This is a genomic window from Nonomuraea sediminis (assembly GCF_018531495.1).
Classification (GTDB): Bacteria; Actinomycetota; Actinomycetes; order Streptosporangiales; family Streptosporangiaceae; genus Nonomuraea; species Nonomuraea sediminis.
In genome coordinates, this window is sequence record NZ_JAHDTI010000008.1 from 1 (window position 1) to 22,750 (window position 22,750).

The 22,750-nt window shown below is 67.9% G+C and carries 20 protein-coding genes; 13 read left to right on the top strand and 7 right to left on the bottom strand.

Translation table 11 applies throughout. From position 1 onward, the window contains the following. The coding region (locus tag KIK09_RS31430) for an ABC transporter permease (protein ID WP_214323042.1) at positions 1-677 on the bottom strand (677 nt) is incomplete at its 3' end. After that, complete coding sequence (locus KIK09_RS31435) at positions 674-1,444, bottom strand: ATP-binding cassette domain-containing protein (RefSeq protein ID WP_214323043.1); 771 nt, start codon at positions 1,442-1,444, stop codon at positions 674-676. The genes KIK09_RS31435 and KIK09_RS31430, both read right to left, overlap by 4 nt. Positions 1,445-1,632: 188 nt before the next feature. Here KIK09_RS31435 and KIK09_RS31440 point away from each other — a divergent pair, with 188 nt between their 5' ends. The 7 genes from KIK09_RS31440 (at position 1,633) to KIK09_RS31470 (ending at position 8,130) form a co-directional block, all read left to right on the top strand. Continuing rightward, on the top strand, positions 1,633-2,352 hold the full coding sequence (locus KIK09_RS31440) for a GntR family transcriptional regulator (RefSeq protein WP_214323044.1): 720 nt from the start codon (positions 1,633-1,635) through the stop codon (positions 2,350-2,352). Further along, a complete protein-coding gene (locus KIK09_RS31445) occupies positions 2,349-3,368 on the top strand; it encodes a phosphotransferase family protein (protein WP_214323045.1) in 1,020 nt (339 codons plus the stop codon). The genes KIK09_RS31440 and KIK09_RS31445 overlap by 4 nt, the downstream gene beginning before the upstream one ends. Beyond that, the gene (gene eno / locus KIK09_RS31450; protein ID WP_214323046.1) at positions 3,365-4,651 is read left to right on the top strand and encodes a phosphopyruvate hydratase; all 1,287 of its coding nucleotides are present in this window, start codon (positions 3,365-3,367) and stop codon (positions 4,649-4,651) included. Before KIK09_RS31445 ends, eno begins: the two co-directional genes overlap by 4 nt. Further along, on the top strand, positions 4,648-5,382 hold the full coding sequence (locus KIK09_RS31455; RefSeq protein WP_214323047.1) for an SDR family NAD(P)-dependent oxidoreductase: 735 nt from the start codon (positions 4,648-4,650) through the stop codon (positions 5,380-5,382). Before eno ends, KIK09_RS31455 begins: the two co-directional genes overlap by 4 nt. Before the next feature lie 16 nt (positions 5,383-5,398). Beyond that, a complete protein-coding gene (locus tag KIK09_RS31460; RefSeq protein ID WP_214323048.1) occupies positions 5,399-6,247 on the top strand; it encodes a fumarylacetoacetate hydrolase family protein in 849 nt (282 codons plus the stop codon). Beyond that, entirely contained in the window at positions 6,244-7,278 is a 1,035-nt protein-coding gene (locus tag KIK09_RS31465; RefSeq protein ID WP_214323049.1) for a mannonate dehydratase, read from the top strand. The genes KIK09_RS31460 and KIK09_RS31465 overlap by 4 nt, the downstream gene beginning before the upstream one ends. Before the next feature lie 132 nt (positions 7,279-7,410). Then, the gene (locus tag KIK09_RS31470) at positions 7,411-8,130 is read left to right on the top strand and encodes a GntR family transcriptional regulator (RefSeq protein WP_214323050.1); all 720 of its coding nucleotides are present in this window, start codon (positions 7,411-7,413) and stop codon (positions 8,128-8,130) included. 136 nt (positions 8,131-8,266) lie between these two features. Here KIK09_RS31470 and KIK09_RS31475 read toward each other — a convergent pair whose 3' ends face one another. From KIK09_RS31475 to KIK09_RS31485, 4 genes are all read right to left on the bottom strand, one after another. Continuing rightward, a complete protein-coding gene (locus tag KIK09_RS31475; RefSeq protein WP_214323051.1) occupies positions 8,267-8,641 on the bottom strand; it encodes a hypothetical protein in 375 nt (124 codons plus the stop codon). Beyond that, on the bottom strand, positions 8,587-9,117 hold the full coding sequence (locus tag KIK09_RS31480) for a hypothetical protein (RefSeq protein ID WP_214323052.1): 531 nt from the start codon (positions 9,115-9,117) through the stop codon (positions 8,587-8,589). Before KIK09_RS31480 ends, KIK09_RS31475 begins: the two co-directional genes overlap by 55 nt. Further along, the gene (locus tag KIK09_RS59470) at positions 9,093-9,227 is read right to left on the bottom strand and encodes a hypothetical protein (RefSeq protein WP_275956341.1); all 135 of its coding nucleotides are present in this window, start codon (positions 9,225-9,227) and stop codon (positions 9,093-9,095) included. Before KIK09_RS59470 ends, KIK09_RS31480 begins: the two co-directional genes overlap by 25 nt. Before the next feature lie 222 nt (positions 9,228-9,449). Next, on the bottom strand, positions 9,450-10,478 hold the full coding sequence (locus KIK09_RS31485) for a LacI family DNA-binding transcriptional regulator (RefSeq protein WP_214323053.1): 1,029 nt from the start codon (positions 10,476-10,478) through the stop codon (positions 9,450-9,452). Between the two features lie 204 nt (positions 10,479-10,682). Here KIK09_RS31485 and KIK09_RS31490 point away from each other — a divergent pair, with 204 nt between their 5' ends. From KIK09_RS31490 to KIK09_RS31510, 5 genes are all read left to right on the top strand, one after another. Then, positions 10,683-11,960 (top strand): ABC transporter substrate-binding protein, encoded by a 1,278-nt coding sequence (locus tag KIK09_RS31490; RefSeq protein ID WP_214323054.1) that lies wholly within the window; start codon positions 10,683-10,685, stop codon positions 11,958-11,960. Between the two features lie 44 nt (positions 11,961-12,004). Continuing rightward, positions 12,005-12,895 carry a carbohydrate ABC transporter permease gene (locus tag KIK09_RS31495; RefSeq protein ID WP_214323055.1) on the top strand — a complete coding sequence of 297 codons (891 nt, stop codon included), beginning with the start codon at positions 12,005-12,007 and terminating at the stop codon, positions 12,893-12,895. After that, a complete protein-coding gene (locus KIK09_RS31500; protein WP_214323056.1) occupies positions 12,892-13,788 on the top strand; it encodes a carbohydrate ABC transporter permease in 897 nt (298 codons plus the stop codon). The genes KIK09_RS31495 and KIK09_RS31500 overlap by 4 nt, the downstream gene beginning before the upstream one ends. Beyond that, positions 13,785-16,220 carry a glycoside hydrolase family 38 N-terminal domain-containing protein gene (locus KIK09_RS31505; protein ID WP_214323057.1) on the top strand — a complete coding sequence of 812 codons (2,436 nt, stop codon included), beginning with the start codon at positions 13,785-13,787 and terminating at the stop codon, positions 16,218-16,220. Before KIK09_RS31500 ends, KIK09_RS31505 begins: the two co-directional genes overlap by 4 nt. 99 nt (positions 16,221-16,319) lie before the next feature. After that, positions 16,320-19,691 (top strand): glycosyl hydrolase family 95 catalytic domain-containing protein, encoded by a 3,372-nt coding sequence (locus tag KIK09_RS31510; protein WP_214323058.1) that lies wholly within the window; start codon positions 16,320-16,322, stop codon positions 19,689-19,691. 502 nt (positions 19,692-20,193) lie between these two features. Here the strand turns inward: KIK09_RS31510 and KIK09_RS31515 are convergent. Then, a complete protein-coding gene (locus KIK09_RS31515) occupies positions 20,194-20,868 on the bottom strand; it encodes a GbsR/MarR family transcriptional regulator (RefSeq protein WP_250574096.1) in 675 nt (224 codons plus the stop codon). Positions 20,869-21,051: 183 nt separating this feature from the next. Here KIK09_RS31515 and KIK09_RS31520 point away from each other — a divergent pair, with 183 nt between their 5' ends. Next, the gene (locus KIK09_RS31520) at positions 21,052-22,293 is read left to right on the top strand and encodes a serine hydrolase domain-containing protein (protein ID WP_214323059.1); all 1,242 of its coding nucleotides are present in this window, start codon (positions 21,052-21,054) and stop codon (positions 22,291-22,293) included. Positions 22,294-22,750: the final 457 nt, after the last annotated feature.

The window sequence follows — 22,750 nt, forward strand, 5'->3', positions numbered from 1 at the left end:
CCGATGGCGTAGGTGTGGCGGCCGAACCGGGTCTTGGCCAGGACGAGGCCGGCGAGCACCGCGGTCGCGACCGCGATCCACACCGGCAGCGGCAGTCCGAGAACTTGCTTCATGCCCAGGTCGGTCACCATCTGCGGCGGCAGGCCGGTGACATCGGTGCCTTTGGTGATGACCTGCGCGAGGCCCAGCGCCATGCCCAGGGTTCCCAGGGTGATGATGAACGACGGGATCTTCAGCCGGGTGACCAGCACTCCGTTGAGCAGACCCCACGCCGCGCCGACCAGGATACTGACGGCGGTGCCTACGAGGATCGCCACGGTGGCGTGCGGGTAGTGCCGCTCGGGTGCACCGGCCATTGCGACGATCACCTTGGCGGCGATCACTTCGCTGAACACCAGCACCGAGCCGATCGATAGGTCCAGCTGCCCGCCGATGATCAGGAAGGCCGTGCCGACCGCCAGCATCATCGTGCCGGAGGCATTGAAGGCGATGTTGCGGAAGTTGTCGGCGGCGAAGAACGTGGTTCCGGCCATCACGGAGAAGAACACCACGAGCACGATCAGGGCCAGGAAGACCCAGCTGCCGGTCAGGGCGCCGGCGGCGCGGCGCGTCCGCGCCCCCGCGCCTGCGGGGCCGGGTCCCGATGGTGTGGTGGCGGTCGTGATGAGCGGGGTCATGGCTGGTTCCCTTGCGGACGATGGGCGGATCCGGTCTCGGCGCCAGTGATGGCGGCGACGATCGCGTCGTGGGAGGTGGACTTCGGCGACAGCGTCGCGGCGTTGGCCCCGAGACGGAGCACGACGATGCGATCGGCGACGTCGACCACGAAGGGCACGCTGTGGCTGATCACGATGACCGCGATGCCCCGGTCCCGGGTCCGCTTGATCAGCTGCGCCACCTGCTCGGTCTGCACAAGGCCGAGGGCCGCCGTGGGCTCGTCCATGATGATCAGCTCCCGGGCCCACATCCCGGCCCGGGCGATGGCGACACTCTGCCGCTGACCGCCGGAGAACATTCGGACCGGGGCGCGGTAGTCGGGAACCCGCGCACCCAGGGTGCGCAGGTGCTCCTCGGCCTCGGCCTGCATGCGCTTGACGTCCAGGACGCCGAGCTTGCCGAGCAGCCCGGGGCGGTGGTGCTCGCGGCCCAGGAACAGGTTCGCGGGCGCCGATAGATCGTCGGCGAGCGCGAGGTCCTGGTACACGGTCTCGATGCCGGCGGCGCGCGCCTCGGAGGGCGACGCGAAGTGCGCCCGCTCGCCGCGCACGCGCAGCTCGCCGGCATCCGGCGCGAGTGCCCCGGACAGGATCTTGATGAGGGTGGACTTGCCGGCGCCGTTGTCGCCCATCAGGGCCACGACTTCGCCGGGCGCCACCTCGAGGGACACGTCGGTGAGAGCCGTGACGTGCCCGAAGTGCTTGGAGATCCCGACGGCCGACAGCACCGGCGCCTGTGCGCCATGCGCTCGATCCTGTATCGGGTTCGCTTGATGAGTAGGCACGAGATTCCTCTCTCGGCTCCAACCCCACATGCGGTGTGAGGTCTGATGCATCTGCCGGTAATGCGGATGACCTCCTGTTGTAATCTAGGATCCTTGCATACAAGTATTTTGGTATGCAAGGATTCGTTTTCGTGAGAACCGATCGAAACCACGCAAGTGCGTTCGGTGCGCTGGCGTCCGTGGGCCGGACCCGGGTGCGTCAGCGCACCTCGGACCGTGTGTACGAGGAGCTCGCCGCGGCGATCCGCGATCTGCGGATCCCGCCGGGCGCCTCGCTGTCCGAGACCGATCTGGCCGACCAGTTGCACGTCAGCCGCACTCCGTTGCGCGAGGCGATCGCCCGGCTGGTCGACTCTGGGCTGGTCTCGGTGGTCCCGCAGGTCGGGACCCGGGTCGAGCTGATCCGGCTGGAAAGTGTCGAACAGGCCCGCTTCGTGCGGGAGAGCCTGGAGACCGCGGCATTCGGCGCGGCGTGCGAGAAGCCGGAGCGCGACGTTGCACCGCTTCGCGAGCTACTGGCGCGGCAGGCCGACGCCTGCGAGGCACACGACCTCGCGGCCTTCTTCGCCGCCGACGAGGCACTGCACGAGCAGATATTCGCGCTCAGCGGTCATCAGGCCGCGTGGCACATGATGCAGCCGGTCAAGATACACCTGGACCGGCTGCGGAGGCTCAGCCTGCCGGAGCCGGAGACAGTGCGCGGCCTGATCGCGGAGCACACGGCGATCGTCGACGCGCTCGAGGCCGGAGACTCCGAAGGCGGGCGCGCGCACATCCGTGCCCACGCCCGGCGGGCTTTGGAGAACGGCCCCGTGCTGCGGGCCAAGCACCCGGGGTACTTCGGCACATGACCGCGGGCGATATATACGAAGAGCCGGAGCAGGAGCTCGATGTGGTCGAGTACCTGTACCTCCGCGAACTGCTCGCCCGCCCGCGGGTGACCCGGCTGTCCGGCGGCATCTCGGCCGAGACGCTCCTGGTCGAGTCCGGATCCGTCCGGCTGGTCGTCAAACGGGCGCTGCCGCGCCTCCTGGTCGCCGCCGAGTGGACGGCGAAGCCGGAGCGCGCGCAGACCGAAGCGGCCGCGATCGAGGCCCTGCACCGGCTGACCCCGGATCAGACCCCTGAGCTGCGCGCCGTCGACGCGCGGCGGCACACCGTCGTGATGACCGCCGCCCCGGCCGACTGGGTGCCCTGGAAGGCGGTCCTGTTCGGCGACGAGCCCGACCCGACGGCGGGGATGTCGCCGACCGCGGCGGCCCTGGGTGCCGTCCTCGGCACCTGGCACAGTCGGACCTGGGGCGACGAGCACGTCCGCGCCCGTTTCGCCGACTACGAGGCGTTCGACCAGCTGCGGATCACCCCGTTCCACCGCGCGGTGGCCGCGGCTCATCCGAGGGCCGCCGCCGTCGTCGACGAGCTCGGCGAGGACCTACTCGCCAGCCGCGACTGCCTCGTCCACGGTGACTTCTCCCCGAAGAACATCCTGGTCGGACCGGACGGGCTGATGGTGCTTGACTTCGAGGTGGCCCACGTCGGCGCGGCGGTCTTCGACGTGGCCTTCCTGCAGTGCCACCTGATCCTCAAGGCCCTGAACGCTCCGGCGCGCGCCGACCGGTTCGCCGACGCGGCCGCGGCCTTCCTCGGCGCCTATGAAAGCGCCTGCCCACAGTCCCGGCAGGCGACCACGGAGCGGTTGAGCCGGCACGTCGCCTGCCTGCTGCTCGCTCGCGTGGACGGCATGTCCCCGGTGGGCTACCTGTCGCCCGGCACGGCCGGGGTCGTCCGACGGATCGCGCTCGCGGTACTCGGACAGCGCGAGCCGTCGATCACAGAACTCTGGAACTACGTGAAAGAGGCGTCTTGACAGCCGTCGAGAAGATCCAAGCGTGGGAGGCCCTCGACTCCCGCGGCCGCCCGACCGTTGCGGCCCGTGTCGTGCTCGACGATGGGTCCGAGGGCGTCGCCACGGTCCCGTCTGGAGCGTCTGCGGGGTCCCACGAAGCACACGAACTGCGTGATGGCGGCTCCCGCTATGCGGGCCGAGGGGTGCGCACGGCGGTCGCGAACATTACGGCCGTGCTCGCCCCACGCGTGGTCGGGCTCGAACCCGCCGAGGTCGACGCGGCTTTGGCCGCGGCGGACTCGTCCGCCTCCTTCACGACCGTCGGGGCCAATGCCGTGCTCGCCGTGTCGCTGGCTGTGCACCGCGCCGCCGCCGCAGCGCACGGCCGGTCCCTGGCCCGCTACCTCGCCGGCGACGACGGTCCGCTCCTGCTGCCGATGCCGATGGTCAACATCCTGTCCGGGGGAGCACACGCTGGTGGAGCGCTCGACATCCAGGACTTCCTGGCCATCCCCGTGGGCGCCGCGAGCTTTGCCGAGGCCATCGAATGGTCCGGCGCAGTCCGTGACACCGCGACCCGCATCGCTCTGGCCCGCGGCTACGGGCAAGCGGTCCTGGTGGCCGATGAGGGAGGGCTGGGACTGCCTCTGGAGACCAACCACGCCGCCCTGGAACTGCTCATCGACGCGATCGAGGCCGCCGGCTACACCCCCGGCGCGCAGGTCGCCATCGCCATCGATGTGGCCGCTACGCAGTTCCTGCGCGACGGCCGCTACAGATTCGCGCGCGAGGACCGCGACCTGACCTCCGAGCAACTCGTCGCAGAGGTCGGCGACTGGTGCGACCGCTTCCCGATCGTCTCGGTCGAGGATGTGCTGGCCGAGGACGACTGGGACGGCTGGCGGTACGCCACCGAGGTCCTCGGCCCGCGCGTCGAACTCGTCGGAGACGACCTGTTCGTCACCTCTCCGCGGCTACTGGGCCGCGGGATCGGGGACGGCGTCGCCAACTCGGTGCTGGTGAAGGTCAACCAGAACGGCCTGGTCTCCGGCGCGACCGACGTGATCGCCCTGGCCCGCTCGGCGGGCTACCGGACCGTCGTCTCCGCCCGATCCGGCGAGACCGAGGACTCCTGGTTGTCGGACCTGTCCGTCGGCTGGCGCGCCGGACAGATCAAGGTCGGGTCCACTCATCGCTCCGAGCGCACTGCCAAATGGAACCGGTTGCTGGAGCTGGAGGCGTGCGAGGACACCGTGTTCGCGGGGCCATGGCCGGACGGTCGGCCCGTAAAGGAGACAGCATGAACAGATTCACCGGACAGACCGTGATCGTCACCGGCGCCGGGTCGGGCATCGGCTACGAGATGTCGCAGCGGTTCCTCGCCGAGGGAGCCGCTGTCTTCGCGGCCGATCTCGACCCCGTCGGCGTCCCCGATGGCGCTGTGGGCGTTCAGACCGACGTCACCGAGCCCGAGTCGGTGTCGGCGCTGATCGACTTGGCGGTCCGGCAGACCGGGCGGCTCGACGTGCTGTGCAACAACGCCGGCGCCTCGTCCACCACGGACCCGGTGGCCTGCACTCCCGAAGAATGGGACCGGGTCTTCGCCGTCAACGCCCGCGGCGTGTTCCTCGGCACCAAGTACGCCCTGCCCACCATGCTCGCCCAAGGCCGCGGCGTGATCGTCAACACCGCCTCGGCGGCAGGGCTCGTCGGCCTGAAGGACCGCGCCGCGTATTGCGCCAGCAAAGGCGCCGTCATCGCGTTCACCAAGCAGGTCGCCGTGCAATACGCCGGAACCGGCGTGCGCTGCAACGCGGTCTGTCCTGGCACTGTCGACTCGCCGTGGGTGGGCCGCCTGCTGGCCGCCGCCGCCGACCCAGAGCAGGCGCGCGCCGGGCTGGTCGCGCGCCAGCCGATGGGCCGGCTCGGACAGCCGGGGGAGATCGCCGACGCCGCACTGTACCTGGCCTCCGACGCAGCCGCCTTCATCACCGGCACCGAACTGGTCATCGACGGCGGATTGCTCGCCGGCTGACCGAAGAAGGGACTACATGCGACTCATGCGACTGGGACCGCCCGGCAGGGAGCTACCGGTCCTGCTCACCGAACAAGGCGACCATTATGACCTCCACGGCGTGACTGCCGACATCGACGGCGCCTTCTGGGCCGACGGGGTCGAGCGCGTCCGCGCCGCGCTCGCCTCGGGCGCGCTGCCCCGGATCGATCCGTCCGGACTCCGCGTCGGGCCGCCGATCGCCCGTCCGTGCGTGGTGCTGTGCATCGGGATGAACTACGCAGCGCACGCCGCCGAGACCGGAGCAGCGCCGCCGGAGCACCCGGTGATGTTCTACAAGGCCCCGAACACGGTCGTCGGTCCCGATGACACCGTCCTGCTGCCTCCAGCGTCGGCGAAGACCGACTGGGAGGTCGAGCTCGCGGTTGTGATCGGCAAGAGAGCCCGCTATCTCGACTCGCCTGCCCGGGCCCTCGATCATGTTGCCGGATACACGATCTCCAACGACGTCTCCGAGCGTGATTTCCAGCTCGCGATCAGCGGTGGGCAGTGGTCGAAGGGCAAGAGCTGCGAGACGTTCAACCCGCTCGGACCGGTCCTGGTGACCGCCGACGAACTGCCGGACCCGCAGTCCCTGCGGCTTCGCTCGTGGGTCAACGGCGAGCGGCGTCAGGACTCGACGACCGCCGACATGATCTTCGACGTCGCCACCCTGATCCATCGGCTGAGCCACGTCACGGTCCTGGAACCCGGCGACGTCATCAACACCGGAACCCCCGAGGGCGTGGCGGTGTCCGGCCGCTTCCCATACCTGGCCGAGGGCGATCTCATCGAGGTCGAGATTGAACGCATCGGCCGCCAGACGCAGAAAGTGGCTCGCGCATGACCATCAGACTCTCCCTGGGACACATCGACGTCTACGACGAGCGGACCGCTGCTTTCGCCCATCAACTCGGCCTGTCAGGCGTGCAGTTCCACACCCCGAACCTGCTCCCGGGTGAGGACGGCTACTGGAGCCTGGCCGAACTCAAGGCCCTGCGTCAGCGTTGCGACGCCGACGGCCTGCGGATCGACGGCCTGGAGAACGTTCCGTACTCGCACATCTGGAAGATCCACCGCGGCCTGCCCGGCCGCGACGAACAGATCGAGAACTACTGCCGGACCCTGCGGAACATGGCGGCGGTCGGCATCGACCTGCTCGGCTACAACTTCCTGCCTACCTACGTCTGGCGCACCGGCATGGCCGAGCCTGGCCGTGGCGGGGCCCTGGTCACCGCCTTCGACCTGGACGCGGCCGCCACCGGCAACGCCCTGGCCTCCTACCGGCTCTCGCCCGCCGAGCCGCTGACCGAGCCCATCTCGGCCGATCAGATGTGGGCCAATCACCAGTACTTCCTCGACGCCGTCCTCCCGGTCGCCGAGGAGGTCGGGGTGCGGCTGGCGCTGCACCCGGACGACCCGCCGGTTGACGTGCCGCTCGGCGGCGCCGCCCGGATCTTCACGACTCCGGCGTCGCTGGTCGCGGCGCGCGCCCAAGCCCGAAACAGCTCGGCCTGGGGCCTCGACTTCTGCCTGGGCACGGTGTCGGAGATGGGCGGGGAAGAGGCGGTCAACGAGGTCATCGACACCCTCGGCTCGGCGGGGGCGATCTTCTACGTGCACTTCCGCGACGTCCAGGGCACGGTGCCGTCCTTCCGGGAGTGCTTCCTGGGGGAGGGCAACTACAGTCCGGCGCGCGTCATCCGGCGGCTGAACGACGTCGGCTTCGATGGATTCCTCATCGACGATCACGTTCCGGCCATGATCGGCGATCCGGACACGTGGATGGACATCTCGTCGGAGGCCTACTGCAGCCGCGGGCGGGCGCACGCGATCGGCTACCTTCAGGGCGTCCTCAACGGGCTCGGGCTCGACTGACGGATCGCGATTGCGCGGGGTTCCCGAAGACTTCGTGTCACTGACCGGCCGGATTCCTGCGGTGGGTCGGTGATCCGTCAAACCGACCATCTCGGATGCATACAAGTAGCCCAGTGTGAAACCATCGGCGTCGTGAAGCCAGTCGACGAACTCACCGACGCCAGCCCCGCACTGGCGTCGGTGGGGCGCGTGCGCAAGCGCGAGCGCATCTCCGACCGGGTCTATGACGAATTGGCCTCCGCCATCCGTGACATGCGGATCCTCCCCGGCTCCGCCCTGTCCGAGACTGACCTGGCAGAGCGCCTGCAAGTCAGCCGGACTCCGCTGCGCGAGGCGATCGCACGCCTGGTCGAGACCGGCCTGGTGTCGGTGGTTCCGCAGGTCGGGACCCGGGTTGAGCCGATCCGGCTGCACGATGTCGAACAGGCCCGCTTCGTCCGCGAGAGCCTGGAGGCGTCGGCCGCCGAAGCGGTCTGCGCCAGGCCCGAGCGTGACGTCCGCAGGCTGCGCGCGCTCCTCGCCGAGCAGGAGCGCTGCTTCCAGATCCACGACCTCGACGGCTTCTTCGCCGCCGACGAGGCGCTGCACGAACAAGTCTTCGCACTGGCGGGCTATGTCGGCGCCTGGCAGTTGATGCAGCCGACGAAGATGCACCTGGACCGCATCAGGCGGCTCAGCCTCCCGGACGAGGCGACGGTCCGCGCCCTGATCGACGAACACGCCGCGATCGTGGATGCGCTGGAGGCCGGGGACCCACTGGCGGCCCGTGCCCACGTCAAGCGGCACGCGAGCCGAGCGTCGACGGAAGCCCCCGCCCTCATGGCCAGATATCCCGACTACTTCGCCGACTGACCAGAACTCCGCCGCTCCCGCCGTGCCGGCGGGGACCGCGGCACGTGCGACCGGGACCCGCGACGTGCCTCGGGCCTGTACCGATCGGAAGCACAACCTCGCTGGTCAGCGCGGCCGGGTACGGGCAGTTCTACTGTCATGGAATGGGTGGGTGAACCTTTCGACCATCTATCTGTCGTGCGTCGTCTGTTGTCCGTGCCGACGGTGTTTCTGCGTCGTGGAGTGGGCTCAAGCGCGCGGTGCTGCCCAACAGGTAGAGCGGTACCAGCTCTTCTCGACCGCCTTGTTCGAGGATCTCGACATAGGACTGCCACCAAGACTGATGCGCGGTGTTCCGACTGGTCACGTCCGCGGCGGTCAGCGAGCCGACCAGCCCGTCGGCGGCGTTCTGCCACCCGGCCGCGTTCTCGGTGCTGGCGCCGAACCCGGTGACCAGCGTGGAGGTGGTGGCCGGGGTCAGGGGCAGCGAGAAGACGTTGCCGAGATGCTCGACGTGCCGCCGACGACCCACGACGCCATGCGCACTCGCGGATCGGCGGCGGCGGTGCCGACCGTGACGTCGGCGTCCAGCACGCCGCCGGAGCCGGAGATCGTCGGGGCGGCGCCGGAGCCGTCCTCGACGGTGATCGTCGCGCTCTGGCTCGCCGGCCCCGTCAGGCTCAGCGAGGTGACCAGAGCGTTCTCGGTGGCAGACATCCAGGTGGTGGCGGTCAGCGTGGACCCGCCCAGCGAGTACGTGCCCTGCACCTGTGCGTGCGCGAGGTCCTGGACCACGCGGTAGCTCGCGCCGACCAGGCCGGGCACCGCCAGCACGATCCGGCCGACCGGCTCGATGCCGTGTGCGGTGGTGGAGGAGAAGTCGTTCTTGCCGACGTAGAACGTCTGGCTGTCGATGGCGCCGCCGACCGCGGCGCCGAAGTCGTCATTGCCCATCAGCGGGGCGTAGGTGGTCTCGCCGTTGCTCAGCACGGTCGGCGGGAGTTCCACACGCCCTGGTACTTCCCGACGATCCGCAGCGTCTGGTTCGCCGTGACGGAGTCGGCGGGCGCAACCAGTGCCGACAGCGTGGCGCCGTTGAGCGCCGGGATCAAGGCCATCGTTATCAGACGTCTGTATGGCCGACGATTCTGGGGCACGAACCATACCCATCTTCTCGCGGTTTGTGGGTTTCGACGAAGATGAGGGTAGTGCCGATATAACGTTATCTCGAAACAATAGACCTCTGAGCCCCGGTGTCAAGCACCAGTCATGGACCGGAAACTTGCGGGCAACGCGTGCGACACCGGATCGAGCCGGTCGGCCCGGCTGGTGGATCGCCGCTACCGGCTCAGCTCGCCGGAGCCGCGTACCGTCAGCGACACCGGTACCACCACGTTCTGCACCGGGCGGCCGGAGTCGGCGATGCGGGCGCGCAGCAGTTCCACGGCGGTGCGGCCGATCGCAGCGGTGTCCTGCGCCACCACGGTGAGCGCCGGCTGCAGCAGGTCGGCCAGCGGGACCTCGTCGAAGGCGACGATCGCCAGCCGCGAGGCCGCGGTGGGCCCCAGGCGCCGCAGCACCGTGAGGGTGGTGTCCATGTTGCCCGTGACCAGGGCGGTGGCCGGGTCTGGGCCGTGCAGGGCGGCGTCCAGGGCCGCGGCCACCCGCTCGGGGGTGGTCTCGCCGGGGAACACCAGGCCGTCGACGCTCTGCCCGTGGGCGAGCAGGCATGCGCGGAACGCCGCCGCGCGCTCGTGGCCGGAGTAGACGCGCTCCTCGTGGCCGATGTAGGCGATGCGGCGGTGGTCGTGCTGGTGCAGGTGGCGGAAGGCCATGCCGATGCCGGCGGCGTTGTCGGACATCACCGAGTCCACCGAGACCCCGCTCATCGGCCGGTCCATCGCCACCAGCGGCATACCGGCAGCAAGCTCGGGTTCCAGGTAGGAGTGGGATTCGCCGATCGGCTCGACGATGATGCCGTCCAGTCGCTGACGGCACATCGACACCAGGATTTCCCGCTCCCGCTTGTCGTCGAAGTCGGTGGAGGAGGCCAGCAGGGTCAGGCCGGCGTCGCGGGCGGTGCGCTCGATGGCGGCCAGCGCCGGGTTCGTCTCGGCGATGCGCCGTACCGCCGCCCCGATGGTGCCGCTGACGCCCAGGCGCAGTTGGCGGGCGCGCTCGTCCGGGCGGAAGTTCAGGGCCGTGATCGCGGCCTGGACCCGGGCGGCGTATTCGGGGCCGACGGTCGGGTCGTCGTTGACCACGCGGGACACCGTGCGCAGCGCCACCCCCGCCTCACGTGCGACGTCGACCATGGTCGGGCGCTTGGGCCGTCCCTCGCCGCCGCTGCCGCCCCGTCCCTTGCTCATCCGCGCTTCTCCCTTGTCGTCATGCAGTCGTCGGGCGGTGTATCCGCGCCTGTGTCGGCCCCTGTGTTTCCGCGTCGTTACCGGATCGGTTCTTGACACCGTCCCGCAACATGCGCTTATCCTCGCGATAACGTTATCCCGTAGGTGCTCCGGTGTCGAACCATCACTGTCGGCCGGGTCACATCCTCCCCTCTGGAGAGTTCCATGCGGCACCCACGTCTGCTCGCGGCTTGCCTGGCCGTAGGGCTCACCCTTCTCACCGGTTGCTCGGCGGCCTCCTCCGACGGAGCGAAGGGCGGCAGCACCTCCTTGACCTACCTGACCTTCGAGACGCCCAGCCTGACGGCCTCGTTCTGGGACGCCTCGATCGCGAACGCCGAGAAGCAGGCTCCCGGCGTCACCGTCAAGAAGCTGGTGGCGCCCAGCACCAACCGCGACGCCTACGCCAAGCAGCTGCAGGCCTCCGGGCAGTTCCCCGACCTGCTGGCGTCCATCACCCCCTCGACGTTCGTCCAGGCCGGGCTGCTCAAGCCCTACGACCAGAGCTGGGTGGACGCGAACTTCCTGCTGCCGCAGGGCAACGCCTACAAGGGCAAGGTCTACATCCCGCCGACGAACTCGCAGATCATTCCGATGGTCTTCTACAACAAGACCCTGTTCGCCAAGGCCGGCATCAGCGCGCCGCCGAAGACCTGGGCAGACTTCCTGGACGTCTGCGGCAAGCTCAAGGCCGCCGGCATAACCCCGATCGAGCTCGGCGGCGGCGACCCGTTCGCGGCCTCCATGCCGCTGGTCGGCATCCTGTCGGCGGACGTGTTGGGCAAGGACCCGAACTGGCTGCAGGAGCGGTACGCCGGCAAGGTGAGGTTCACCGACGCGAACGTGCAGGCGGCGGTGGGCAAGTACCGGACGCTGGCCAAGCATGGGTACTTCGAGGATGGGGCGCTCGGCGTGAAGTACGCCGACTCGATCACGAACTTCACCTCCGGCAAGGCCGCGATGTACATGATGGGCAGCTGGTTCCTCGGCGCAGTGCCGAAGGACCACGCCGCGGACTTCGGCTCCTTCATGACGCCCACCGACGACGGGTCGCTGGTCGTGCCGTTCGCCGTCGGCGGTTCGATGGCGATCAGCGCAAAGACCGCGGCCCCGGACAAGGCCACCGCCTTCGCCCAGGCCTGGTCGCTGGACCCGGCCAACTACAAGGCCCTGATCGAGGGGGACGGCGCGTTCCCGATGCTCAAGGGCAAGACTCTGGCCGACTACGGCGTCACCGTTACGCAGGTCTTCAAGGACTCCTACGCCTACGTCACCGACGAGAACAAGAAGGTCTCGTCGTTCGGCTGGGCGACCAACGACGACTCCATGCCCTCGGGGCTGAACGAGGCCTTCTACGCGGCCAGCCAGGCGCTGTTCTCCTCCGACGACGTCGCCGGCCAGATGGCCAAGCTGGACTCCGCCTGGGACGCCGCGACCAAGTAGCGCCGCGGACCTCCTTCCGACCGACCGACATCAGGGAGGCCTTCATGACCACCCATGCCCATCGACCGCGAGGCGACCTCGCCTTGGGCGCTCTGGCAGTGCTCGCACTCGGGCTGTACGCCCTGTTCATCATCGTCCCGGTGGGCATCAGCGCCTGGAAGAGCCTGACGAACGAGAACCCGCTGCTGGCGCATTCGGACTTCGTCGGCGTCGCCAACTACACCGAGATGGTCCACGACGACGCCCTGGCCGCCAGCCTCGGATTCACCCTGGTGCTGGCCGGCGTGGTGACCGTGGTGGCCAACGCCGCCGGCATCGGGTTCGCGATGCTGCTGAACCGGACGTCGCTGAGCTACCGCGCGATGCGCACCGCGGCGTTCCTGCCGCAGGTGCTGTCCGGAGTCATCGTCGGGTTCGTCTGGCGCTACATCCTGGCTCAGGACGGCTTGCTCAACCACTTGTTGATCTCCGCCGGGATCATCGGCAAGCCGATCACCTGGCTCGGCAGCCCGCACTTGGCGATGTTCTCGGTCGGGCTGGTCGCCGGGTGGGTCCTCACCGGGTTCACCACCGTGGTGCACCTGGCCGCGCTGCAGTCGATTCCGGTCGAGCTGTACCAGGCCGCCACCGTCGACGGGGCGGGGCGCTGGCAGCGGTTCCGGCGGATCACCTTCCCGATGCTGGCCCCCGGCACCACGATCAGCGTCACCATCTCGCTGATCACCATGCTCAAGCTCTACGACATCATTGCGGCCCTGACATCGGGTGGTCCGGCCGACTCCACGCAGTCCACCGCGCTGTACATCATCAAGCTCGCCTTCACCGGTGGCCGGTTCGGCTACGCCTCCGCGGTGGCCATGCTGCTGCTGGCCGTCTCGGCGGTCATCGCGTTGTTGGTGACCGGCCTGCTGCGTCGCCGGGAGGTGGACCTGTGAGCACGCTGACCACCCGGCGCCGCCCGGCCGTGCCGCTCACGTCCGCGCCGACGGCGGCGTCGGCGCGACGGGTCTGGACCAGCCGGGCCTACCTGGCCGCCGCCGGGCTGCTGACCTTGGCATTCATCTCCCCGATCTACCTGACGATCGTCAACGCCTTCAAGACCCAGGACCAGATCATCCAGAACCCGGCGGCCCCGCCGGTGCCGCCGACGACGCACAACATCTCCGACGCGCTGTCCCGGTCGGACAAGATCGTCCAGATCGGTCTGGCCAACTCCACGCTCACCGTCGTCGCCTCGGTGCTGCTGGTGATCCCGCTGGGCGCGGCGTTCAGCTTCTGGTTGACCCGCCGCTCGGCCCGCCTGCGCCGGATCGTCCTGGCCGCCTTCGCCGCCGGACTGATGATCCCGCCCGCGGTGGTCCTGCTACCTACCATCAAGATCCTGACATTTCTGCATCTGGACCACACCTACGCCGGGCTGATCCTGACCAACGTCGGCGGCGGGTATCTGTCGTTCGCGGTGTTCGTGTACTCCGGCTTCCTGCGTGCCGTCCCCGGCGAGATCGTCGAGGCCGCGTCTCTGGACGGCGCAGGGATGCTCCGGATCTGGTGGACGATCGTCATGCCGTTGTTGCGGCCGGCCACCGCCACCGTCGCGATCTTCCTGTCGCTGTGGATCTGGAACGACTTCATGAATCCGCAGTTCATCCTCGGCCCGTTGCGCGGCCAGACCGTCACCACCGGTCTGTATTTGTCGCTGGGCCAGTACTCCACCAATTACGCGCAGCTGTTCGGCGTGATGTTCCTGGCCGCGATCATCCCGGTCGCCGGCTACCTCACCTTGCAGAAGCAGTTCATCGCCGGACTCACCACAGGAGCCACTAAGTGAGCCAGAACCCCGCCGACATCGGGTCCGAGGTCGAGGTCGAGGAGATCCTGGTTCTGCACCACAGCCACCTCGACGTCGGCTACACCCACTCGCAGCCCGTCGTTTGGGAGCTTCAAGGGGAGTACATCTCGCAAGCGATCGACTGGCTCGAATCGACAGCAGACCTCCCGGGTGGCGCGCGCCCGAAGTGGACGTGCGAGGCGTATGAGCCGGTCCTACGTTGGCTTCGCCGAGCGTCATCCGCCGACGTCGAGCGATTCCGGGCACTGCACCGGCAGGGGCGCATCGGCCTCGCGGCGCTGCGGTGGAACATCAGCGCCCTCCCGGATCGGCGAGGACTCGAACGGCTCATCGCGGGCAAGGGGGAACTCGAGGAGATCCTCGACACCCGCGTCGCCGTCGCCTGTCAGCACGACGTGCCGGGAGCGCAGTGGGCGCTGGCCGATGTCCTGCTCGATGCCGGCGTGGAGATGTTCGTCATGGGCGCGAACCTGCACTCGGGGCGGCCGATCAATCCGAGGCCGGGCCTTTTCCTCTGGGAGGCGCCCAGCGGACGCACCTTGCGAGTGTTCAACGGGCACCACTACACGATGTTCGACCAGCTGCTGTTCTCCTGGGACCACTCTGTCGAGCGGATGGCACAGGGGTGGGCGGGGCTGTCCCGTCACCTGGGCGGCATGGACTACTCCCTGCCGTTCGTGTACCTGTCTAGCACCTGTTCCCCGGTCATGTGGGACAACGCGCCACCCAGCCCGTTCCTGCCCGACCTCATCCGTCGGTGGAACGATCGCGGCGAGGGCCCGACGATCCGGTACGCCACCTTCGACGATCTGCTCCGGGCAGCGAGCATCGTCCCAGACGCGTCGCTGGAGGTGCAGCGAGGCGACTGGACGGACTACTGGACGTTCGGAGCCGGCAGCACCCCCACAGCTACGGCGACCTCTCGCCTGGCCAAGGCGCGGCTGCAGGAAGCGTCGGTCATGGGCACCGACCGCCCCGATGTCGTGATCCTGGCGCAGGAGCGCGGCGACCTCTTCGATGAGCACACGTGGGGCTTCTATGACCCCTCCCCGGCGAACCCGCAGGCGGTCACGACCGAACTGTTGAAGAAGTCGCTCGCGCATGAGGCGGATGAACTCGCCGGGTTTGCCGTGATGTCCGGTCTCGAGGCCCTCGCGCAGAATCCCCTGGCCGATCGCGGACTGTCCGGTGTTCTCGTCGTCAACGCGGCGACCCATGATCGCACGATGTACCCGGAGATCTCGAACGCGTGGTTCCGCAACGTCGGCGCGGAAGGCGAGCGCACGTACCGCGCTCAACGCATGGCGTACGACGCGCGGCCGTGGCGGGTGCGCCTGCCCGAAGACGATGTGCGGTGCGTTGGCCCGATCGAGATGCCTGCGCGCAGTTGGCGGGTCATTCCGCTGGACCAATTGCCGTCCCGGGAAGACCACGACGCCGTCTCGCACGCGCTGGAGGAGAGCCCAACCTTCGGGGCACCCAGCTGGGATGCATTCTCCGAGCTGGCACGGGTCACCGGAACGATCGAAACACCGTTCCACCGCGTCCGGTACGACGCGCGAACCGGACGCATCCTCTCGCTGTGGGATCGTACGTCGGAGTCGGAGGTCCTCAATATCGAGGACGAGTTCGACTTCTTCGAGTACGTCCGAGAACGCGCCGATGCGCTCGTGGACGGGACGCGCGAGGCGTTCTACAAGCGCGACCTGGACGGCGAGAAGTTCGACGCCAGCGGATGGGACGCATGGCGTCCCATCCGCGAACGTGCGCGTCGTCCGTTGGGGTGCACGGTCCTCGTCGAAAACGATCAGGTCATCATGACGCGCAGGTTTGAGGCCGACGGCGTCAGGCACCTGACGCAGCGGTTCACGTTCTCGAGCCGGTCGGCGCTCATCGAGGTGGTCGTCGACTTTGAGCTCCTACCCGACACCTCGCCGCAGGCAGTGTACTTCGTCGTGCCGCTGCGGGCGGACGCCGGATGGGTGGGCTCGTTTGACAACGCAGGCGAGATCGTGGGTCTGGACACGGATCAGCTGAAGGGCGCGTGTCGGGGCTGGGCGACCGTCGAATCGTTCGCGGCACTCGGCGACAGCACCCGCACGCACGCGCTGTTCACCCCGGACACACCGCTCGTCCAGTTCGGCACGTTCCACTTCGGTCCGCCGCTGGACACCGTGCCACGGGAGCGGAATCCACGGCTGCTCGCGTGGGCGTACAACAACTACTGGATGACCAACTACCCGCTGACGGAAGCGGGCATCGTCCGACTGAGGTTCGGCTTCCAGACGTACGCGCATCACGACGCCGAGGTATTGCGTCGGGACGCCTACGACGTCGCGCACGCACCCATCGTCTGGCCTGTGACAACGAACGGGCGCGGTGCGGGCGAAGGCTCCCTCCCGCCGTCCTGAGCACGCATGCTCGCAGCTGCGCACGATGACTCGCCAGCCCATGCAATGACACCGAGACGAATCAGGAGGATACGAATGAGACGTAGATTTCTGCACCGAATGAGCGCTGTGGCGATCGCGGCGTGCGTTAGCGCGGGTGCCATCGCGCCGACCGCTCAGGCAGTCGTGGCATCCGAGGTGAGCACCCCCAAGGAATCGTCGCCGGAGTGGGCGCACATCCAGGAGCTGATCGGCGCGATCACCGGCAAGTGGACAGGGGACGCGTACGGCGGCGCGTACTCGAACTCGTTACCGAACACGGCATTGCTCGGCAACGGAGATCTCGGCGTGACGTCGGCAGGCGCGGGCGGAGAGAAGACCTTTCTCGTTTCGAAGTCCGACTTCGTCTCGGCCGGCGACCTCAAGGGCGTCTTCAACAGCGGCGACAACCTCACTAAGCCGCTTCCCATCGGCGGCGTTACCCTCAAGGCGCGCGAGGACACGAAAGCGATCAACCTCGCGCCCGGCGCTTCCGAGGTCACCGCGAGCTCGTCCCACGACGACTTCCAGCCGCGCACCGCCGTCAGCGGCAATATGCAGCCCTCTCCGAACGGCTATGGCTGGGTGACCGCAATCGGCAAAGAGCACTGGCTCGAGCTGTCGTTCCCCAAGCCCATCACGGTGCAGAGATGGGTCGTCAAGAACGATGGCGCCGTGCGCAGCGGGTACAGCATGAACAATACGAGCGATTTCCGCCTGCAGGTCGGCGAGACCGGCGGGTCGGGCGCAACGTGGACAGACGTCTCCGTCGTCGAGGGCAACACGAAGGATGTCTTCGACGAGAATCTCGACGCGCCCGTGACCGGTGCGCACTTCCGACTCCTCGTGACCGAGCCGCTCCAGCGGACCAACACGGACCCGAACCCGCGTGCGCGCATCGGACAGTTCGAACTGTACGAGACGACCAAGGATGCCGGCGAGGCAGTGACCACGAAGGAGACCCAGAACATCCTGGATGCACGGATCGAGACCACCATGGCGCTGGGCGGTGTTCCGGTCTCCATGCGGACATGGCTGGCACCCGACCACAACATCATGGTCTCTGAGGTCACGTCGCAAGGTTCGAAACCGGTCGACCTGAAGGTCACTACTTGGGGCAAAAGCGGCAACGCCCACTACCCGGTGACCAGCGGCGTGGAGCAGGGGATCGCGACTGCTTCGCGCGCCACCTTCAACAACGCGCCGAAAAACCCGCTGTCATGGCGTTCCAAGGCGACGCTCGCGACGACCGTAGTCGGAGCGGACACCAAAGTCACGGCCGACCCGGCGAAGGGCGAGAGCTACACGGGGTTCACGCTCGAACCGGCCACGGCCGTGCAAATCGTGACCACGGTCGGCGGCGGCGGCAAGACCTATGACGCCGGGGGAGCTCTCCCCGGCGAGGATCCGGACGCAGAAGCGCTCGCGCTTCTCGCGGATGCTTCCGAACCCGCACAGCTGGATAAGCTGAGGCGCGAGCAGGCGCAGTGGTGGAAGAACTTCTGGTCGGCCTCCTACATCGATCTTCCGAACCGGCCCGAGGTCATGCGCTACTACTACGGTGCGCAGTACCTGCTCGGCAGCACCTCCCGCGCAGGCAACCTCGCGCCCGGACTCTACGGGCTGTGGCACACGACGGACAACCCGAACTGGTCGTCGGACTACCACCTGAACTACAACTTCATCGCGACCTTCTACGGCACCAACTCAAGCAACCGGCCCAAGCTCTCGCTGCCGGCGGTCGATGCCATGCTCGACTTCCTGCCGAACGGGGAAGCACGCGCCGCAGACCCGGCGCAGCTCCGACGCATAAACAGCGCGTTCATCGACTCGCGCCCCGATCTGCAGGACGGCATTCGCGACGCGGTTCTCTTCCCCGTGGGGATCGGCCCGTGGGGGACGGTGACCGACGACACCTACCACGCGGAAGCCCTCAACGCCCCGTACAGCGCATACCCGCTCATCCAATACTTCCACTACACACAGGACAAAAAGTTCCTGTCCGAGAAGGTCTACGACTACCTGGTGCGCTGTGTCAACTTCTACGATGCGTGGCTGCAGAAGAGCGGCGATCTGTACACCTTGTATGCCGGGTACAACGAAGGCTCCTGGGCAACCAACCCCGCCGTCGAGCTTGCGGCGCTCAAGAAGGTGCTCCGCGAACTGATCGATGCCAGCGTGCTACTGGGTCGTGACAAGGATCGCCGTGCGCACTGGCAGGATCTGTACGATCACCTCGCGCCCCAGCCGACGAGCACGTGGAACGGCAAGGAGGTGTATTCACTCGCGGAGAAGGAATGGAAGGGCGGGCAGTGGGTTCCGCTGGCCAACCCGGTTCCCGGCGACGGGAACATCATTCCGCTCGACATCGTGGTACCCGGGGGCCAGCTCGGCTACTACTCCTCGGCTAAGGAACAGCAGATCGCCCGCAACACCATCGACGTGTTCGGATCCGGCGCCTGGCGCCAGATCAACAACTTCCCGCGCATCTTCAACGATGCCGTCCTGACGCGCTACCCCGCGAAGGTGGTGCTCGACAACCTCACCGAGACCATCAACACCCAGATTCAGCCGAACCTACGCATCAGCGATGGCGTGCACGGCGTCGAGAAGATTGGGGCGACCGCCGCCATCAACAACATGCTGCTGACGAGCGATCGTGGCGTCGTCAAGGTGTTCCCGAACTGGGTGGCCGGCGAGGACGCATCCTTCGCGCGGCTGCGCGCGGAAGGCGCCTTCGTCGTCTCAGCTGCATACGACGGCTCCGCGGGCCGCGTGGGCGACGTGACGGTCACGAGTGAGGCAGGGCAACGAATGACGATCTCGTCCCCCTGGCCCGAAGGCACGGATGTCTTCGATTCGACGGGTGCGCAGGTCGGCACGGCCGCGGGCACCGCCCCGAACTGGGACACGGATGCGACGGTCTCCTTCGACACCCTGCGCGGCCAGACGTACAAGCTCCGCCCGCATAAGCCGACCTACGCGATCAAGGTGGATCAGGGCTCGGCGTCACCGTCGAAGGCTCGCGCGGGCGACGTGGTCACGATCACGGCTGATGCGGCACCGGACTACTACGTGTTCGACACCTGGGAGGCGGGAGGCGTCGAGGTCGCGAATCCGTACGCGGCCACCACGACTTTCGTGATGCCGGATCACGACGTGTCGATCGCCGCGACCTACCAGGCGACGGTTCCGGTACTCGATGCGACCGTCACGCGCAATGGTCATTTCACGATGATCAATTTCCCCATCCGCGACGCGAGTGGTACGGAGTACACCCTCTACGTCTCCAAGAGCGGCAAGCCCGCGACCTTCGAGCCGCTCGCGACGACTCGCTTTGATGCGAAGGGCGCCAGGTTCCCGGACATGACGCACGACGCGTACGTCTACGTCGTCCACCGGGTTGGAGGTAAGGCCGTTGAGGTGACGACGACGGTCAAGATCACACCGTGAGCGCGGTCTAAAATGACGCGGGGGCGGCCGCTGCGGCGGTCGCCCCTCGTGCTGCGGTTCCGCGCTGCGCGTTGTGGGTGCCGAATATTCATCCGTGCAGGTCGCAGGGATGGGAGTGATCGCCTGCCGATCCCCGGCGGGCGAGCTGCGTGCCCTCAACGGCTATCGCGCAGATCGTGCAGCCGATCGACTCCTAGCTGCGTGGTGAATAGGTCCGGGGGCCGCTGCGAGAAGCAGCGGATCTTTTGTCGCCTTGATCAATGCCGGCTGGTGTCGCGCAGTGTCGCTTTCTGCCGCTGCGCACGGGACTATCCCCGCCGTCGTGCCGGGTAGTGACAATGCGCGCCCGGCTGTATCGCGTGCACGCGAGCAACCACCGAGCAACCGTGTGTTCTTGACCATCGACACTATGCACCAATTGTCTGAATCGCGTTGAGTGGGTTATCGCCGTGCGAGGCCAGCTTCATGGCCAAGTACACCTTGGTGGTACGGTTGAGCCCTGTCACGCCAGGAGGGCGCGGCGGCGGTCGGCCGACTCGATCATGTCCAGGCTGATTCCTTCCAGGAACGCCCCCGCCTTGGCCAGCCGTTGCCCCACGGGGCTGTCGAGCCCGTACGTCTCGGCTGCCGCCATCGTGGCCTGCGCCGTCTCGAGTGTCTGCCGCCTGCTGATCATGATCGAGTTGTACCAGGTGCTGTCGTCGGTCACGTAGATGTCGCGACGCCGCTGCGGATCGCGCTCACGGCGGACGAACCCCTGCTCGACCAGGAAGTTCACGGCGACGGAGACGGAGGCCGGGCTGATCTTCAGTCTGTGGCTCAGCTCGGCCGCGGTGCGCCTGCCGTCCTCGGACAGCAGCAGGTCGATGTGCACGCGCGCGGTCATCCTCGGCAGCCCTGACCTGACCGCCATCTCGACGAGCTCGTCTTCCGCGCCGCCGCCCGGCGATCCGGTCGCACGGGGTGGAGCCGGTGTGCCGCGCCGCGCACGCTGGGCCGTCGCCTGGTGCGCCTGCTGGGGCCGGTAGTCGCCGGGGCCGCCGTTGCGTCCGATCTCCCGGGTGATCGTCGAGGTCGGCCGGTCGAGCCGCCTGGCGATCTCGGCGTAGGAGAGCCCGTCGGCGAGCCCGGCCGCGATGCGCTCGCGGTCCCGCTGGGTCAATCGTTCTCCCGGCATGCCGCCAGTATTGCCTTCGCCGTCATTCATTGCAACTCTGCATTGCATTCGAGCGCAGCGTCATTGCATCAATTTATCGTTTCCTACCTGGGCTGATCCTTCTCTGGCGTTTGACGCTATTTCGAATGCAACGTAGCTTTCGAGTTGCATAAAACACGTACTATCGCGAAGTGAGGAATGGTTATGGGTAAATCCCTGCACACCGTCAAAAACAGGGTCCCGACGCCGCGGGTCTCCCGGCGAGTGGCAGTCGCGGCACTGGCGGCCGCGCTGCTGGCCGGGGCGGCCACCCCCGCGGTGGCTGTAGCGGACAGCGGGGCCGTGTCGAAGGTCGCCGCCGGGCAGGATCGTCCGCAGCTGCAGAAGGCCATCCAGGACATCGTCGATCTCGGTCTCGCCGGGGTGCAGCTGCGTGTTCACGATGAGCGGGGCGACTGGGCCGGCAGCGCCGGGGTGCGCAAGCTCGGCCAGCCCGCCAAGCCGCCGACCAACGGGCGATTCTGGACGGGCAGCGTCAACAAGCCCCTCACCGCGACCCTGGTGCTGCAACTGGTGGCCGAGGGCAAGGTCGTGCTGGACAAACCGGTGGCCGACTACCTGCCCGAGCTCGGGCTGGATCAGCGGATCACCGTACGGATGATGCTGCAGCACACCACCGGCCTGTTCAACTACACCGGCGACTTCGACGCCGACGGCAAGTGGGAGCCGGGGATCCCCGGCCAGGGCAAGGAGTGGCTGGACAACCGCTTCCACAGCTACCAACCGGAGGAGCTGGTACGGCTGGCACTGTCCAAGAAGCCCCGATTCGAGCCGGGAACGGACCAGAGATACGCCAACACCAACTACACGCTGGCCTTGCTGCTGATCGAGAAGGTCACCGGCCGCCCCTACGCCGAGGAGATGAAGCGGCGCATCCTGCGACCGCTCGGCATGCGGAACACCGTGGTGCCGGGCGACCGGACGCAGATCCCCGGCCCGCACGCCCACGGCTACCTCCGCTACCAGGACGCCGGCCAGTGGAAGGTGGTCGACGTCTCCCGCCAGAACGTCTCCCTGCTGGCCGGCGCCGGAGCACTGATCTCGACCACCCAGGATCTCCAGACGTTCATCTCCGCGCTGATGGGCGGCAAGCTCCTGCCGGCCCCGCTGCTGGCCGAGATGCGCAAGCCGTACGGCAAGCTCGGCTACGGCCTCGGGCTGTGGGTGCAGGACCTGGGCCCGAACTGCGGCGGCACCGTCTACCAGCACAACGGCAGCCCTCCGGCGGGCTACGGGACGCTGATGTACAGCTCGCCCGACGGCAAGAAGACCATGACCGTCTCGCTGACCACCGGGGACGCCGCAGCCGACCCGGCAGCGCTGTACCCGAAGGTGGTGGAAAGGCTCCTCAAGGAGGTGTTCTGCAACCGGAAGGCCGCAGGCTGACCGGCGGCTCCGCCCCCCTGGCGGCCAGCGATCCTGTCGGCCGCCGGGGATAGGGGAAAGTAGAGCCGAAGCATGAGCGCCGCGGCTTCTGGACCATGCTCTATCGGCGATTGACACCGAGCCAGCGCCCGGTATCCCCGCGCCTGGTATGCCCGCCCTCAACCCACGACACCCGACGGTCAGCCCCTGACGGCCGAACCGTCGACGTTGCCGCGAGGGTCCGGTCTCGGCCCTGTTCGCCTGAGGCCAGGGTCGCCCGAGGGTGAGATCCTGTGGGTGCCCGAAACTCGGCCGTCGGGGCTGACCTGGGGTTTGGTGTTCCCGTTCTGGCAGGCATGATCGCTGTCCATGGCGTTGCGGTTGCTCTATCTGATCCTCGGGTTGGGTGGTGCTGCTGGGTCGTTCGGAGAGGTCGAAAGACGCGGAGATCCTCGTCTTGCGTCATCAGCTCGCGGTG

Bases quoted from the DNA above. Each gene is read 5' to 3' on its own strand.
- KIK09_RS31445 (WP_214323045.1), top strand. From the start codon at position 2,349: ATGACCGCGGGCGATATATACGAAGAGCCGGAGCAGGAGCTCGATGTG.
- KIK09_RS31455 (WP_214323047.1), top strand. From the start codon at position 4,648: ATGAACAGATTCACCGGACAGACCGTGATCGTCACCGGCGCCGGGTCG.
- KIK09_RS31460 (WP_214323048.1), top strand. From the start codon at position 5,399: ATGCGACTCATGCGACTGGGACCGCCCGGCAGGGAGCTACCGGTCCTG.
- KIK09_RS31465 (WP_214323049.1), top strand. From the start codon at position 6,244: ATGACCATCAGACTCTCCCTGGGACACATCGACGTCTACGACGAGCGG.
- KIK09_RS59470 (WP_275956341.1), bottom strand. From the start codon at position 9,227: ATGGCCTTGATCCCGGCGCTCAACGGCGCCACGCTGTCGGCACTGGTT.
- KIK09_RS31485 (WP_214323053.1), bottom strand. From the start codon at position 10,478: ATGAGCAAGGGACGGGGCGGCAGCGGCGGCGAGGGACGGCCCAAGCGC.
- KIK09_RS31490 (WP_214323054.1), top strand. From the start codon at position 10,683: ATGCGGCACCCACGTCTGCTCGCGGCTTGCCTGGCCGTAGGGCTCACC.
- KIK09_RS31495 (WP_214323055.1), top strand. From the start codon at position 12,005: ATGACCACCCATGCCCATCGACCGCGAGGCGACCTCGCCTTGGGCGCT.
- KIK09_RS31510 (WP_214323058.1), top strand. From the start codon at position 16,320: ATGAGCGCTGTGGCGATCGCGGCGTGCGTTAGCGCGGGTGCCATCGCG.
- KIK09_RS31515 (WP_250574096.1), bottom strand. From the start codon at position 20,868: ATGCCGGGAGAACGATTGACCCAGCGGGACCGCGAGCGCATCGCGGCC.
- KIK09_RS31520 (WP_214323059.1), top strand. From the start codon at position 21,052: ATGGGTAAATCCCTGCACACCGTCAAAAACAGGGTCCCGACGCCGCGG.